A 14388-nucleotide genomic window follows, 5' to 3' on the forward strand; every position below is an offset into this window, starting at 1 on the left:
CTAGAGTGATCCCAGCGCCGACAGCGGCGCCCGGGCCTGCATGATCAAGGTGCGCGCGTCCAGCTCGGTGGGTCCTTCGGCGATCACGCGCACAATGGGTTCGGTGCCCGACGGGCGCAGGTGCACCCACCGGTCGGGCCAGTCCAGCCGGAGTCCGTCCTGCGTATCGGCCACGGCATCCGGGAAGGCCGCGCGCAGCGCGACGTACACGGCATCGAGCGGCGCGGCCGGACGATCCAGCTTGTCCTTCACGATCACATACTTCGGTCGTTCGGCGATCAGCGCCGACAGCGGCCGACCCTCTTCCAGCATCAACTGCAACAACAGCGCGGCGCCGACCGGCGCGTCGCGTCCCAAGTGCATTTCCGGAAGGATGACGCCGCCATTGCCCTCGCCACCGATCGTCGCGCCCAGGTCGCGCATGGTCATGGCGACGTTCACCTCACCCACCTTGGCGAAGTGAAACGGCACGCCGGCATCGGCAGCCACATCGGCCACCACTTTGCTCGTCGAGAGATTCGTCACCACCGGGCCCGGCCGGTGCCGCAGCACGGTGCGGGCGGCCAGCGCCAGCGTGTAGTCCTCGCCCGGCGCAATACCGTTGTCGAGGACGAGCGCGAGGCGATCCACGTCGGGATCCGTCGCGAAGCCGATGTCGGCGTCGGTGGCCTTCACCAGCGCCGCCAACTCGCCGAGGTTTTCGGCGACCGGCTCCGGCGGACGATGAAACTGCCCATCGGCTTCCATGTTGATGGCGTATACCTCACAGCCCAGCTCCGTGAGCAGTTGCGGCATGATCACGCCGCCGGCGCCACGACAGCAGTCGAGCGCCACGCGGAAGCGTCGGGCCCGAATGCCTTCGACATCGAGGTACGGGAGCGCCAACACTTGGTCGATATGGCGCTGCACCGCCTCGGTGTCATGCACGATCTCGCCCAAGGCGTCCCAGGTGGCGCGCGGAATCCCGCTGTCCATCAGCGCGCGCATTTCGGCGCCTTCGTCGGCGGACAGGAACAGCCCCGACGGACCGATGAACTTGAGCGCGTTCCACTCGATGGGATTGTGGCTGGCCGTAATGCCAAGGCCACCGGCCGCGTGATGGTACTCAACGGCCAGCTGAATGGTGGGGGTAGGAGCCATGCCGATGTCGATCACGGTGCAGCCGACCGACTCAAGCGCGCCATGCACGATCCGCGTGAACATGGGTCCGGAGACCCGACTGTCACGTCCCACAACGATCGTCCGGCCGCCGTGCCGTGCCGCCCACGCACCGAACGCCGCGGCGAAGGTGGCCACGACTTCCGGCGTCAGCCCATATCCGACACGTCCGCGCACACCAGACACACTCACCATCAGCCCTTCGAAATCCATCCCATTCCTCGGTAAATCGGCGTGTTTTCGGGTAATACGGAAAGCTAGGCGCCACGCTGCCCGCGACCAAACACCGTCACAGGGACGACGCATTCGTTACGTGAGGTGGCCACGTTCCCAGACGATTCAGGGCCGTCTCCCGTTACCACGGTGGCACGCGCCGGTACGCTGTACTAGTCTGTTCGCACATGTCCGACCCACTTGCCCTGCTCCCGCTCGCCATGGCCGCCGCGGGGGGCCGACTCGGCGCCTTCGCGGCGGCGCCGCTGACCGCCGCTGGCCTCACGCTCCTGCAGCGATCGGCCCCGCTGGTACGCGCGTTGGCCGGCCGGCGATCCGCGCTGCTGCTGCCGAGCGGACCCGCCTTTCTCGTGGCGCTCGCCGCCTCGGATGGCCGCGGAGCATTGCTCCTCGATGAGCAGGCGTCGCCCGAAACGATTGCCTGGCAGCTGGCCGACGCCGAGGTGGGTGCCGTGTTCACCCTCGAGGCGCTCATGCCGTTGCTTCCCGACGGGTTGCCGGTGGTGCTGCTGGACGACGCACCGCGGCGGGCGCGCGTGATCACACCGGCACGCACGATGGACGTCGATCTGGGATCGCACCACGGGCTCGCGCTCGAAGGCGACCCGGAGACCGAGGGACGCGACGAGGAGTGCATTGTGTGCTACAGCGCGTCGGGAGTGCGAAGCGCCCGCACGCATCGCGAGCTGTTGGCCGCAGGCCGGTCCGCCGTGGCGGAGCTGCGGCTCACGTCGGAAGACCACCTGCTCTCGCTGCTGTCGTGGGGTGATCCGGAGGCACTGGCGGTCTGCCTGGCGGCGCCTCTCCTGGCAGGCGCACGGGTCTCCTTCCTCACACCGGGCGGCGAGATCGACATCGCGACGGCGATAGCGCAACACGACGTCTCGATGCTGGCCGGCCGCTGGCACACGGCGTCCGGTGTCCGAGTAACCGCCGCTCGCGTTGCACAGGGTGTTCCGGCGCTCCGCGACGGCCTGCTATACCGCGACGAACGCTAAGCGCTCCTCGCGGTGCTGCGCACGGAGTCGGCGCAGTGAATCAGGCGGCGGGCTTGGGATCGCGCGGCCACACGGGCCAGACGACGGCCGGCGGCTGCCGCACCGTGGGTCGGGGGTTCCCCTCACGACGAAATGGCCGCAGGGCAACTCGCAGGCGCTCCGTGCCGGCAGTAGCTTCCTCCGCTCGACCGCCTCGGACCACACGGAGCCCATGACGCGCATTTTCGACGACGACCTCGCGGGTGGCATGGCCACTCGCGCCATCCATGCCGGCCAGCGCCCCGACCCCGTGTCGGGTGCCATCATGACGCCGCTCTACCTCACGTCTACCTACGTGCAGGAAAGCATCGGCGTCAACAAGGGCTATGAATACGCCCGGGGGAAGAATCCCACCCGACAGGCGCTTGAACGGAACGTCGCGACGCTTGAGGGCGGCCGACACGGGTTCGCGTTCGGCAGCGGTATGGGTTGCCTCGACTCGATCATGAAGCTGTTCCGCGCCGGTGATCACATCGTGTGCGGCGAGAACGTGTACGGCGGCACGTTCCGGTTGTTCGATCGAATCCTGTCTCATTTTGGATTGTCGTTCACGTATGTGGATACGGATGATCCGCAGCGGGTGGCAGACGCGATGACGCCGTCCACGCGCGCACTGCTCGTGGAGACGCCGACGAACCCCCTCATGCGACTCACCGACTTGGCCGCCATGAGCGACATCGCCAAGCGACATGGGGCACTGCTGATCGTGGACAACACTTTCGCGACCCCGATCTTCCAGCGGCCGTTGGAGTTGGGCGCCGACATCGTCTGGCACTCGACCACGAAGTACATCAACGGTCACTCCGATATGATCGGCGGCCTCGCGGTCGTACTTGAGGATGAGTTGGCCGATCGGCTCCAGTTCATCCTGAACGCAGCCGGCGCCGTCCCCGGCCCGTTCGATGCCTGGCTGGCACTGCGGGGCACGAAAACCCTGCCGCTTCGCATGAAGCAGCATGACCTCAACGGCCGTGCCGTGGGGGCCTGGTTACTGGAGCGCCTCGGAGAAGACCGGGTGATCTATCCGGGTCTCGCGCACCACCCGCACCACGAGCTGGCCAAGCGACAGATGAGCGGCTTCGGCGGCATGATGACGCTCGACCTCAAGACCATCGACAACGCTCGGAAATTCCTCGAGCGGGTTCGGGTATTCTCGCTGGCCGAGTCGCTGGGCGGCGTGGAAAGCCTCACCAATCATCCGTTCAGCATGACCCACGGCTCGGTCCCGGCCGAGATCAAAATGGCGATGGGGCTGAACGACGGCATGGTCCGCCTGTCCTGCGGTATCGAAGACGCCGAGGATCTGATCGCCGATCTCGACGGGGCGCTGGAAGGGCTCTGACAATGATCTGACCGGGATTCGTCCCACACTGGAACTTGAGCGCCCTCCCGCCGTAGGGAGGGTGTCTCCAGCCCCTGATTATGCCCGCCACACCGCTCACGCAGATTTCGTCGGTTTCCTGGGAGCACCCGGCCGACCGCGCCGCCCTGCAGACACTCCGCGCCCTTCCCGGATTCGACGAGGTGGTGCGCAAGATCGCCGCTGCCTTCGGCGAACGCGGCGTCCGCAATCTCTTCCTCGGCGACGCCGTGCTGGTAGGCCCCACGCAGCGCCCCATGCTGCACGCGCTGTACCTCGACGTCCTGCAGGCGCTCGACTGGCCCCATGCGGGACACCCGATCCCGCAGCTTTACGTAGCGCAGAACCCGATCGCCAACGCCGGCGCCGTCGGCTTCGATCAACCGTTCATCGTGATCAACTCGGGCGTTCTCGAACTCCTCGATCCCGAGGAGCAGCGCTTCATGCTGGCGCAGCAGCTCGGGCACATCATGACCGGGCGCACCACGTATCGCACCATCGCCCTGATCGTACTGTTCTTCGGCATGAGCGCCTTGCCGCTCCTGGCGTCGATCGCGCTGCTCCCGTTCCAGCTCGCGTTACTCGAGTGGTACCGCAAGTCCGAGCTCTCGGCCGATCGCGCCGGCATGCTCGGCACGCAGGACCCGCGCGCCAGCCTGATGACGTTCCTCAAGCTCGCGGGCGGTCGGGCCTACGGTGACACCATCAACCTCGATGCGTACCTCGCACAGGCCGCCGAATACGAACTCGGCGGGTCGGCGTGGGACCACGTGCTCAAGGCGCTCAACACGGCGCTGCGCGAACACCCGTTCCACACGGTGCGGGCAGGCGAGTTGCATCGTTGGCAGCAGTCGGGCGCGTACGGCGCCATCCTGGGCGGCGACTACATCCGTCGCGGCAGCGAAGCCGAGCGCCCGCTGCGCGACGATCTGCGCGACGCGAAGGATTACTATGCCGACAAAGCCAAGGCTGCCGCCGAGACGGTCGGTGACGTGATCAATCGCGCGGCCGACGCATTCCGCGATGCCTTCAAGACAGCGGCGAGTGCGGCCAGCATGGGGGATGACATGCCGCCGCCACCACCACCGGCTTCTCCTTCGCCACCTCCGGCTCCAGAGCCGCCGGTCGGGGTGTGATTTGACCGCTTGGTTGAACTGATCACGCAGAGAGGCAGAGGGCGCAGGGGACGCAGAGAACAGCATTTCTCTCTGCGTCCCCTGCGCCCTCTGCCTCTCTGCGTGATCGTTTCAGTGGCGGTAGGGAACGCACGCATGCCTCTCGTTTTGGACTAGATTTCCCGCCATGAAGATCCTGCTCCTCGGCTCTGGCGGCCGCGAACACGCACTCGCTGACGCACTCGCGCGCGAAAACACCACCGTCGATATCGTGGCCGGCCCGGGAAACCCTGGCATTGCCCAATTGGCGCGGGTGGTCTCGGTCAACGCCTCGGACCCGATCGAGGTCGCGGAAATGGCCGAGCGTGAACAGGTGAAGCTGGTGGTCGTGGGGCCCGAGGCGCCGCTGGCGATCGGGCTGGTGGATCATCTGCAGCACATCGGCATTCCCGTCTTCGGGCCCACGATGGGTGCGGCCAAGGTGGAAACGTCGAAGGCCGACACGAAGGCGCTGATGATGGCCGCCGGCATTCCCACCGCCCGCGCGGAAACGCACAAGAAGTCGGCCGATGCGAAGGAGGCCGTTCGTACGCGCTTCGGGGTGCCGGTTGTGATCAAGGCCAGCGGTCTGGCCGCCGGAAAGGGCGTGATCATCTGCCACACGCTCAAGGAAGCCGACGCCGCGATCGAGCGCGTGCTCGAGGACAAAGCCTTCGGCGACGCCGGCAGCGAGTGCCTGGTGGAATCGTTCATGACCGGCGAGGAGCTCTCGCTGTTCGCGGTCACCGACGGCTACAACGTGATGCCGATGATCGGCGCCCAGGATCACAAGCGACTGCTCGATGGTGACGAAGGCCCGAACACCGGCGGTATGGGTGCATACGCGCCGGTGTCGTTTTCCACGCCGGCACTCGTGGACGACGTCACCGAGCGCATTTTTCTGCCCACGTTGCACGCGCTGCGTAAGCGCGGCACGCCGTTTACGGGGCTGCTGTACGCGGGGCTGATGCTCACGGAAGAAGGCCCCAAGGTCGTGGAGTTCAACTGCCGGTTCGGCGACCCCGAGACACAGGCAATTCTCCCGATGCTGACCAGCAGCCTGCTCGATCCCATGATGACCGTGGCCCACGGTGGTCGCATCGGCAGCCTGTCGCCGTTCACGTGGCGTGAGGGTGCGTCGGTGACCACGGTGGTGGCCTCGCCGGGCTATCCCGATGCGCCGATCACGGGCCAGCACATCTCGTTGCCGTCGTTCAGCGACGACCTGCGGGTGTATCACGCGGGTACGTCGCTCACCGCCGACGGATCGCTGCGCACCAGTGGCGGTCGTGTGTTCGCGGTCACGGCGATGGCGGATACGTTCGCCCAGGCGCAAGCGGCGAGCTGTACGGCGGCGTCGCGCATCGAATTCGAGGGGGCGATCTACCGTCGCGACATCGGCTGGCGGGAAGCGGCGCGCCTTGCCTGAACTTCCCGAAACGGAAACCATCGCGCGGGATCTCGACGCGATGGTGTGCGGGACCACCATCGTCGGTGTGGACGTACTCAAGGCCGACGTGCTACGCGAAGCCGATGCCGACGGCTTCGCCGCGGCGCTCACCGGGCTCTCCCTCGCGCACGTCTGGCGCCGCGCCAAGCTGATCGTGCTGGATACACGGCCTTGCACGGCCGTCCCGGAGGCCGCCGAGCCACTTTGGCGGGTGGTCGTGCAACCACGCTTCACTGGCGGCTTGGTCGTGGACGACGGCACGCTCACTGAAGCTGACCGGGCCTACGTGGCCGTCACGCTGCGGCTGAACGACGGGCGCGCCCTGCACTACCGCGACGTCCGCCGACTGGGCACGGTCGCCCTCATGTCCCCCGCACGGTTCACCACGTATTCGAACGCATTAGGTCCCGAACCTCTTGACCCGCGACTCGGCGACGCCGAGTTTTCGGGACTTGTTCGGGAGTCGAGACAGGCCATCAAGGTGTTCCTGATGGACCAGAGGCGACTCGCCGGCGTCGGCAACATCTACGCGAACGAGGCTCTGTGGCTGTCCAGGATCGATCCGTCGCGCGAAGCGCGCACTCTCTCCGCGCAGGAAAGCGGGGCGCTGCGGGCGCAGCTCTGCGCCGTGTTGACCGCCTCCATTGCGGCCCGCGGGACGAGCTTCCGCGACTACCGGGATGCCCGCGGTGAACGGGGATCTTTCGTCGAGCAGTTGGCAGCCTACGGCCGTGCAGGTCAACCCTGCCGTGCCTGCGGCTACCGTTTGGTCGGGACGCACGCGATCGACGGGCGCAGCACGGTCTTCTGCGCGCACTGCCAGCGGTAAGCTGCGCGGTACGGTGCGTGGACAATCGCGCGCCAAGCTGGCCACCCAGCTCGACCTCTCGGTCGGTTCACCGGATGCCGATGTGCAGCGACTGCGCGACCACGTGCGCGAGCAGACGCGTAACGTGCCTGGTGTGTATCTCATGCGTGGCGTGCACGGCGACGTGTTGTATGTGGGCAAGAGCACGCAGGTACGCACACGGCTGCTGTCGTACTTCCGCCTGCCCTGGCCCGAGCACCGTCATGCGCGGCTGCTGCGCGAAACCGCGCGCATCGAGTGGGAGCCGATGCCCAGCGAGTTCGCGGCCCTGCTGCGCGAAGTGCGTCTCATTCGCGCCCATCTTCCGAAGTACAACATCAAGGCGGCGCGTCCGCTCGATAAGTGGTGGGTGATCACCGTGGCCGGTGGCCCCGCCCCACGGCTTCGCATTCAGCGGGCGAGTGCTGCCGCGCGCGCCAAACAGGCGGCGCAGGTCATCGGCCCCTTCGCGTCGCGTCGTCCACTCGTCGAGGCGCTCCGTGTGCTCAACGATGCGCTGGGGCTTCGTGACTGCACCGACCGGGTGCCCATGGTCCTGCATGATGCCGTCGATCTGTTCGACGACATGGTGCATCCGTCACTCGAGCGTACACCGGGCTGCCATCGCTACGAGACGCGCCGCTGTCTGGGGCCGTGCGTCGGTGCTACCACCGAGTACGTCTATCGCGCGCAGCTCGCGCGGGCGCGGGCCGTACTCGAGGGACGCGATGACTCGCCTCATCAGCACCTCGTGCGCGAGATGTCGGCCGCCAGCGCCGCACTGAGTTACGAGCGCGCCGGCTGGCTGCGCGATCGGCTCACGGCGTTGCAGGAACTCGACGGGCAGCTGGCGCGCGTGCGCGAGGCGATCACCAAGCCCAGCTTCGTGTACGCCATGCCCGGGCGCGACGGCGATGACCGGTTGTATCTCGTACGACACGGTCGCGTGGTGGCCGAGGCCCGCTGCAGCGAACCGGAATCCGTGACGGCGTTGCAGGCGATGGAGCAGCGCGGTACGCAGGTGCCCACTGGTGCGCTGGTCGACCAGCTCGACGAGTTGCTGATGATCGAGTCGTGGTTCCGTACGAGGCCGAACGATGCGGCGCTCAAGGGCGACACCGTGGTGGGGGCACTTGAAGCACTGGTGCGAGATCGGCGTTACGCCGAACTACTCACGTGAGCTTGGAGTGGCGGGTTCGAGTTTCGCGTGGTGGGTGGGCTCACTCACGACCCGAAACCCGAACTCGAGACTCGAAACCCACGTGAGTCCGTCCGCCTACTCCAATCCGTCCTCTTCCACTACGACGTCCTCCGGAATCCCCAGCGGAATCAACTCCACATCCGCCTTGCCGTTCAGGATGTAGAGCTTTGCCACACTGGGCTGCAGCTTGAACCGGCGCGGGCCCGCCGCACCCGGGTTTACCACGATGCGCTTCGCGGCCTTGGTGACGAGCTGCACGTGCGTGTGCCCATACACGATGACATCGGCGTTCATGTAGGCGCTCACCAACCGCGGTGGATTCACGCTGCCGATTTCGTGGCCGTGCGTGACCACGATACGCACGCCGTCGATCGTTTCTTCGATACGCTCCACCAAGTCTGGCCGCCCGGGGGCATCGGTGTTGCCCCAAACCGCCTGAATCGGCGCAATGGTGGCCAGCTCGATCAGCACCGCCGGCGGCCCCACGTCACCCGCGTGAAAGATGCGCGACACACCGTCGAGCGCCGCGAATACTTCGGGGCGCACGAGTCCGTGCGTGTCGGAGATCAGACCGATGATCGTGGCGTCCTTCATGTCTGCGTATGGTCCTGTGCGAGGTGCTCGCGCCGGCGCCGGAGTTCGGCGAGCGCGCCCTGCCCGTCGGGCGTATCGGGAAAGCGATCGGCCATGCGCCGCAGTTCCACCATGGCGCGGCCGGGATCTGCCAGCACTCCAAGATACAGGTCCAGCAGCCGATGTGTGGCATACCGCTCGACGGGTCCTGGGAGATTCGGCACCCGGCGCAGCTCGTTGAGCACCTGCGCGGCGATCTGCGGATTCCCCCCAACGCCCGCCTGAAACTCCGCCTCCGTGCGTCGCAACGGGATATCGTGCGGGAACGCGGCTCGAAGCGCCGCGAACTCCGCCGTCGCCTCGTCGTAGCGCCCGCGCGCCGCCAGCGACTCCGCATGGCTCGTGATCACACGGGGCGCCCCCGATCTGTTGTTCGCACCGAGAAACGTCAGCACGACGCCGGATCCTGCCCGTTGCGCGAACAGGATGGCGAGGATCGCCACGGCGGCGAGCAGCACGGCGAGCCCCAGGGCAACCCCAAACCGCGTCGTCCCCCGGTAGCCATGATCGAGGCGATCCCGAACCCGAACGGGCACCAGAGCGCAAACATCAGCACCACGTTCGTGACCTTCCGCTTGAACTCGTGGCGGTACTTGTCGGACGTGAGCGTGATCGGCTCGATCCTGATCGGCGGCATTCAGCTCCTGGGCGTGGACTCCCTACGCACTCGCATTATCCGTCTTCCGACGACCCGCCGCGACAAAGGGAACGAGTGGCGCGGGCGCGTGCGACGTCCGGGCGAAGTCCACGCGACTACGCGACCTCGCCGCCCCAGCGCTTGCCCAACGTGTGCTCGACGTCGAGATGATCGAGAATGCGCGCGACGACGAAATCCACCAGATCATCGATACTGGCAGGCTTGTGGTAAAACCCCGGCGCCGCCGGTATCACCGTGGCACCGGCCCGCGTGACCTGGGTGAGATTCTCGAGGTGAATGAGCGACAGTGGGGTTTCCCGAGGAACCAGAATGAGCGTGCGTCGCTCCTTCAGGGCCACATCGGCCGCGCGCTCCACCAGCGAGCGTGAGGTGCCGTGAGCAATCGCACTGACGGTACCCATGCTGCACGGGCACACCACCATACCGCTCGACCTCGCCGACCCCGATGCCGGCGCGGCCCCGCGGTCGTTGTCATCGAACACCGTCACGCAGGCGTCGAACAGCTCCGCCCCCACGTTCATCCGCAGCGTGTGGAGATCGGGGATCTCGCTTTCGGTGGCCAGCAGGCGGAATCCGTGACTCGACACGATCAGCCACGTGGGCACCTGCAACAGCACCAGCTGTTGCAGCAACCGCACCGCGTACGGCGCCCCCGAGGCGCCGGTGATCGCCAGCACGACCGGATGTCGAACCGCCACCTGCGTCATGCGACGGATCCGGAGGCGAGAAAGCGAGCGACCGCGAACACCGTGAGAAAGCCCAGCGAAATGATGCCGTTCATCGTGAAGAAGGCAGCATCGAGCTTCGTGAGATCATCGGCTTTCACCATACGATGCTCCCACACCAGCATCGCCGCCACGAAGGCCACGCCGCTCCATAACACCGCCTGCACGATGGCCACGCCAGTGCCCAGCGGCTGCGTGGACACCACGACCGCCAGACAGCCCACGGCGATCACATGCAGCGTGCGCGAAAAGAGAATGGCCTTCGGCACGCCGATGGCCGACGGCATGCTGTGCAATCCGTTGGCACGATCGAACTCGGCGTCCTGCAATGCATAGAGCATGTCGAAGCCGCCACTCCAGCACACAATGGCCAGTGCGAGCACGCACAGAAACCACCACGGATCGCTCCACGCACCGGTCACCGCCAGAAAGCCACCCACCGGCGCGATGGCGAGTCCAAGGCCAAGCCACAGGTGCGAATAGCGCGTGAAGCGCTTGGTGTAGCTGTACCCCAGCACCCAGAGCAGCGCGACTGGTGACAGCACGAGACAGAGCGGATTCAACTGCCACGCCGCGACCACGAACAACACACTGGCCACGGCGACCGATCCTTTGGCCTGCGCCAACGAGAGCGTACCCGCCGGAAGCTCGCGCTTGGCCGTGCGCGGATTGATCGCATCGACATCGCGATCGACGATACGATTGAACCCCATGCCGGCGAAACGCGCCGCCGTGAACGCCAGCAACACCCAGCCCACCATCGCCACCGTGACCGGTGCCACCACGCTCGCGCACAGCACCCCCACCAGCGCGAACGGCATCGCGAACACGGTGTGCGGCAACTTCACGAAGTTTGCCAGGCGCACCAGCAGCGACTCGCCGGTGATCAGCTGGCCGTCGCGGGCACCCTTCGGCGGCACGACGCTGCTCATGGCTTACCCATGGGCGGTAATCCCAGCTTCGACCACTTCGCATCGACCGCACGCCGAGTGGCGTCGTCCATGGTGATCACCTTGGGCCACGCGCGCGTGAAGCCCTCCTCCGGCCACTTCCGCGTGGCGTCGATGCCCATCTTGCTGCCGTACGTGAAGGCGCGGCTGGCGTGATCGAGCACGTCCACCGGCCCCATGGTAAAGCGCACGTCACGCTGCGGATCCATGTTGTTGAGCGCCACCCACCACGCTTCCACGGGATTGCGCACGTTCACTTCCTTATCCACGACCACCAGCACTTTCGCCAGCGACATCAACCCCTGCCCCCACAAGGCGTGCATCACCTTGTCGGCGTGCCCCGGATACTTCTTGTCGATGCTCACGAACACGAGGTTGTGAAAGCCACCCTCGGCCGGCATGTGGTAGTCCACCACCTCCGGCGTGGTAAGCTTGAGCAGCGGCAGGAAGATGCGCTCGGTGGCGTGCCCGAGGTAGAAGTCTTCCATGGGCGGACGGCCCACGATGGTGGTGGAGTACACCGCGTGCTTCCGCATCGTGACGGCGGTGACGTGCACCTTCGGGTACAGATCGGCTTCGGAGTAGAAACCGGTGTGATCGCCGAACGGCCCCTCGACCACCAGCGCCTCGGCCGGATCGATGTAGCCTTCGATCACGAACTCGGCGTCCGCCGGCACTTCAAGATCGCACGACACCGCCTTCGTGAGCTTGACGGGATCGCGACGCAGGAAGCCGGCGAACAGGAATTCATCGATGTTGGGCGGTAGCGGCGCACTCGCCGAGAACATGCTGGCCGGGTCAGCCCCAACGACGATGCACACCGGCATCTTCTCGCCCCGCTCGGCCATCTGCCGCATGTGCTCGGCGCCGGTCTTGTGCCGCTGCCAGTGCATCGCCACCGACTTCTTGTCGAGCTGCTGCACGCGGTACATGCCCACATTGCGGATGCCGCGCACCGGATCCTTGCTGATTACTGCTGTCATGGTCACGAACGGACCGCCGTCTTCGGGCCAGCAGTGCAGCACGGGGATCTTGTCGAGGTCGATCTCGTCGCCCTGCCACACGATGTCCTGACACGACGGCGTGCCGCTCTTGGTGCGCGGCGGGAACTTGGACACTTCGAGCAAGCGCGGCAGCAACGACAGCTTGCCGAGGAAGCCATCGGGGACCTTGAGGTCCATGAGCGCCGTGATGCGGTCGCCGATGGCATCGAGATCGTCGACACCAAGCGCCATGGCCATGCGGCGCATCGAGCCGAACAGGTTGATGGCGACGGGAAACTGCGAGCGGGTCCCGTCGCGGAGAATCGGATGCTCGAACAGCAGCGCCTTGCCGCCGCCGGGCATCTTGGAGACGCGGTCAGCGATCTCGGTGATCTCGAGATGCACCTTCACCGGCTCGGTGATGCGATGCAGTTCGCCGGCGCGATCGATGGCCGCGATGAAGTCGGAAAGCGTATCGAGAGACATCAGCAGTCAACCAAGCAGAGCGTCACGTTGTTCCTCACGCGGTCCCCACATGGATCGCGGCGATGCCGAAGGTGAGGCGTTCCCACGTGACCGTGGTGAAACCGGCGCGGCGCATGTGGCCGGCGAGCGTCTCTTCGGTAGGAAAATGCGAGACGGACATGGGCAGATACGTGTACGCGCTGCCGTGGCCGCTCACGAGGCGCCCCACGAGCGGGAGCACGTGATGAAAGTAGAGATGATAGAACGTGCGCACGATCGCCAATGGCGGCGTGGAGAACTCGAGGATCACGAAGCGGGCGCCGGGCTTGAGCACGCGATGCACTTCGCGCAGTCCGGCGTCGAGATCGGCCACATTGCGGATACCGAAGGCCACGATCGCGCCGTCGAATGACGCCGTGGCAAACGGCAGGGCCAGCGCATCGGCACCCACCGGAGCGAGCACCTCCCGCGACGCCTTCCCGTTGCCGCACCGGAGCATCGGCACGGCGAAATCGGCACCGGCCACGAAGCCGGTGAACCCCGGCTGCTTCACCAGGGCGGCACCCACATCGAGCGTACCGGCACAGAGATCGAGGTAGCTCCCGGCCGGCCACTGGGTCCACCGCAGGGCGCGCAGGGCTTTTCGCCGCCACGCTTTGTCGATGTTCATCGACAGGACGTGATTGAGCAGGTCATAGCGCGGCGCGATGTCGGAGAACATCTGCTGCACGTACTCGCGCTTCCCGTCCCCACGGGCGGCCTGTTCGGCGCGACCGGTGGACTGCGCGCGTTCGGGGGCCTCGTTCGGAGGCGGGACGACTGGCATGGGCGAAACATCGACAGGCGGGGGAGTGCGAGCAAGCGCATGCCCGTGCTAGGTTATGCCAACCGATGCAGACTCTCGACGAGCTGGGGACGCTCCCCGATGCCGATGTCGTTCGCCTGGCGCAGCAGGGCCGTGAGCTCGCGTTCCGCGAGCTGGTGCGCCGCTACGAACGGCCGGTGTTTTCGCTCGTCTTCCGGATGGTCCGAGACCGGGAGACGGCGGAGGACTTGGCGCAGGACGCCTTCGTCAAGGTCCTGAACCACATCGACAAGTACAGCCCCGAGTTCAAGTTTTCGAGCTGGCTGTTCAAGATCGCCAACAACGTCGCCATCGATCATCTCCGGAAGCGGCGCCTGGATACGATCAGTATCGACGGTTCCCCGCACGCCTCCACGGCCAGCGAGGTCGAGGCCACGACCCTCAACCTCGAGTCCGAGCAGGAGAGCGCCCTCGACGAACTTGAGGCCAAGGAGCTGGGCTCGGCCATTGAGCAGGCCATCGCCAGGCTGCGCCCCGAGTATCGGGCCTGCATCATGCTGCGTCATGTGGAAGGGCGCGCCTACGAGGAAATCGCGGCCACGCTCGACCTGCCCCTGGGCACGGTGAAGACCTACATCCATCGGGCCCGCCACGAGCTCCGGAAGGCGCTCGAGGGGCTACGCGACTGATGGAACCGGTGACGGACCGATTACCGAAGCACTCGTCGA

General features: G+C 66.3%; 14 protein-coding genes. 7 read left to right on the forward strand and 7 right to left on the reverse strand.

The window, feature by feature from the left end; translation table 11 throughout:
- Positions 1-1371 carry a phosphoglucosamine mutase gene (gene glmM / locus ACIRA7_RS02240; RefSeq protein ID WP_396219166.1) on the reverse strand — a complete coding sequence of 457 codons (1371 nt, stop codon included), beginning with the start codon at positions 1369-1371 and terminating at the stop codon, positions 1-3.
- A 188-nt stretch (positions 1372-1559) separates the two neighbouring features.
- Here glmM and ACIRA7_RS02245 point away from each other — a divergent pair, with 188 nt between their 5' ends.
- From ACIRA7_RS02245 to ACIRA7_RS02270, 6 genes are all read left to right on the forward strand, one after another.
- Positions 1560-2390: a hypothetical protein gene (locus ACIRA7_RS02245; RefSeq protein WP_396219167.1), complete on the forward strand. Its 831-nt coding sequence runs from the start codon at positions 1560-1562 to the stop codon at positions 2388-2390.
- A 211-nt stretch (positions 2391-2601) separates the two neighbouring features.
- Complete coding sequence (locus ACIRA7_RS02250; RefSeq protein WP_396219168.1) at positions 2602-3771, forward strand: trans-sulfuration enzyme family protein; 1170 nt, start codon at positions 2602-2604, stop codon at positions 3769-3771.
- An 80-nt stretch (positions 3772-3851) separates the two neighbouring features.
- On the forward strand, positions 3852-4925 hold the full coding sequence (locus ACIRA7_RS02255; protein WP_396219169.1) for a M48 family metallopeptidase: 1074 nt from the start codon (positions 3852-3854) through the stop codon (positions 4923-4925).
- Positions 4926-5091: 166 nt separating this feature from the next.
- Positions 5092-6372: a phosphoribosylamine--glycine ligase gene (gene purD / locus ACIRA7_RS02260; RefSeq protein WP_396219170.1), complete on the forward strand. Its 1281-nt coding sequence runs from the start codon at positions 5092-5094 to the stop codon at positions 6370-6372.
- The gene (gene mutM, locus ACIRA7_RS02265; RefSeq protein ID WP_396219171.1) at positions 6365-7222 is read left to right on the forward strand and encodes a bifunctional DNA-formamidopyrimidine glycosylase/DNA-(apurinic or apyrimidinic site) lyase; all 858 of its coding nucleotides are present in this window, start codon (positions 6365-6367) and stop codon (positions 7220-7222) included. Before purD ends, mutM begins: the two co-directional genes overlap by 8 nt.
- Before the next feature lie 13 nt (positions 7223-7235).
- A complete protein-coding gene (locus ACIRA7_RS02270; RefSeq protein ID WP_396219172.1) occupies positions 7236-8420 on the forward strand; it encodes a GIY-YIG nuclease family protein in 1185 nt (394 codons plus the stop codon).
- 96 nt (positions 8421-8516) lie between these two features.
- Here the strand turns inward: ACIRA7_RS02270 and ACIRA7_RS02275 are convergent, their stop codons facing one another.
- The 6 genes from ACIRA7_RS02275 to ubiE form a co-directional block, all read right to left on the reverse strand.
- Complete coding sequence (locus tag ACIRA7_RS02275) at positions 8517-9035, reverse strand: metallophosphoesterase family protein (protein WP_396219173.1); 519 nt, start codon at positions 9033-9035, stop codon at positions 8517-8519.
- On the reverse strand, positions 9032-9610 hold the full coding sequence (locus tag ACIRA7_RS02280; RefSeq protein WP_396219174.1) for a hypothetical protein: 579 nt from the start codon (positions 9608-9610) through the stop codon (positions 9032-9034). Before ACIRA7_RS02280 ends, ACIRA7_RS02275 begins: the two co-directional genes overlap by 4 nt.
- A gap of 217 nt (positions 9611-9827) precedes the next feature.
- Positions 9828-10439, reverse strand: coding sequence for a UbiX family flavin prenyltransferase (locus tag ACIRA7_RS02285; protein WP_396219175.1), 612 nt, complete (start codon positions 10437-10439; stop codon positions 9828-9830).
- On the reverse strand, positions 10436-11389 hold the full coding sequence (locus ACIRA7_RS02290; RefSeq protein ID WP_396219176.1) for a UbiA-like polyprenyltransferase: 954 nt from the start codon (positions 11387-11389) through the stop codon (positions 10436-10438). Before ACIRA7_RS02290 ends, ACIRA7_RS02285 begins: the two co-directional genes overlap by 4 nt.
- A complete protein-coding gene (locus ACIRA7_RS02295; protein WP_396219177.1) occupies positions 11386-12876 on the reverse strand; it encodes a menaquinone biosynthesis decarboxylase in 1491 nt (496 codons plus the stop codon). The genes ACIRA7_RS02290 and ACIRA7_RS02295 overlap by 4 nt, the downstream gene beginning before the upstream one ends.
- Before the next feature lie 34 nt (positions 12877-12910).
- A complete protein-coding gene (gene ubiE, locus ACIRA7_RS02300; RefSeq protein WP_396219178.1) occupies positions 12911-13681 on the reverse strand; it encodes a bifunctional demethylmenaquinone methyltransferase/2-methoxy-6-polyprenyl-1,4-benzoquinol methylase UbiE in 771 nt (256 codons plus the stop codon).
- 65 nt (positions 13682-13746) lie between these two features.
- On the opposite strand from ubiE, the gene ACIRA7_RS02305 reads away from it, so the two are divergent.
- Positions 13747-14349, forward strand: coding sequence for an RNA polymerase sigma factor (locus ACIRA7_RS02305; RefSeq protein WP_396219179.1), 603 nt, complete (start codon positions 13747-13749; stop codon positions 14347-14349).
- The last annotated feature ends 39 nt before the right edge of the window (positions 14350-14388 follow it).

The organism is Gemmatimonas sp. (assembly GCF_044376735.1).
In the GTDB taxonomy this organism is placed as follows: domain Bacteria; phylum Gemmatimonadota; class Gemmatimonadetes; order Gemmatimonadales; family Gemmatimonadaceae; genus Gemmatimonas.

Bases quoted from the DNA above. Each gene is read 5' to 3' on its own strand.
- glmM (WP_396219166.1), bottom strand. From the start codon at position 1,371: ATGGATTTCGAAGGGCTGATGGTGAGTGTGTCTGGTGTGCGCGGACGT.
- ACIRA7_RS02295 (WP_396219177.1), bottom strand. From the start codon at position 12,876: ATGTCTCTCGATACGCTTTCCGACTTCATCGCGGCCATCGATCGCGCC.
- ACIRA7_RS02245 (WP_396219167.1), top strand. From the start codon at position 1,560: ATGTCCGACCCACTTGCCCTGCTCCCGCTCGCCATGGCCGCCGCGGGG.
- ACIRA7_RS02250 (WP_396219168.1), top strand. From the start codon at position 2,602: ATGACGCGCATTTTCGACGACGACCTCGCGGGTGGCATGGCCACTCGC.
- ACIRA7_RS02275 (WP_396219173.1), bottom strand. From the start codon at position 9,035: ATGAAGGACGCCACGATCATCGGTCTGATCTCCGACACGCACGGACTC.
- ACIRA7_RS02255 (WP_396219169.1), top strand. From the start codon at position 3,852: ATGCCCGCCACACCGCTCACGCAGATTTCGTCGGTTTCCTGGGAGCAC.
- ACIRA7_RS02285 (WP_396219175.1), bottom strand. From the start codon at position 10,439: ATGACGCAGGTGGCGGTTCGACATCCGGTCGTGCTGGCGATCACCGGC.
- purD (WP_396219170.1), top strand. From the start codon at position 5,092: ATGAAGATCCTGCTCCTCGGCTCTGGCGGCCGCGAACACGCACTCGCT.
- ACIRA7_RS02305 (WP_396219179.1), top strand. From the start codon at position 13,747: ATGCAGACTCTCGACGAGCTGGGGACGCTCCCCGATGCCGATGTCGTT.
- ubiE (WP_396219178.1), bottom strand. From the start codon at position 13,681: ATGCCAGTCGTCCCGCCTCCGAACGAGGCCCCCGAACGCGCGCAGTCC.
- ACIRA7_RS02290 (WP_396219176.1), bottom strand. From the start codon at position 11,389: ATGAGCAGCGTCGTGCCGCCGAAGGGTGCCCGCGACGGCCAGCTGATC.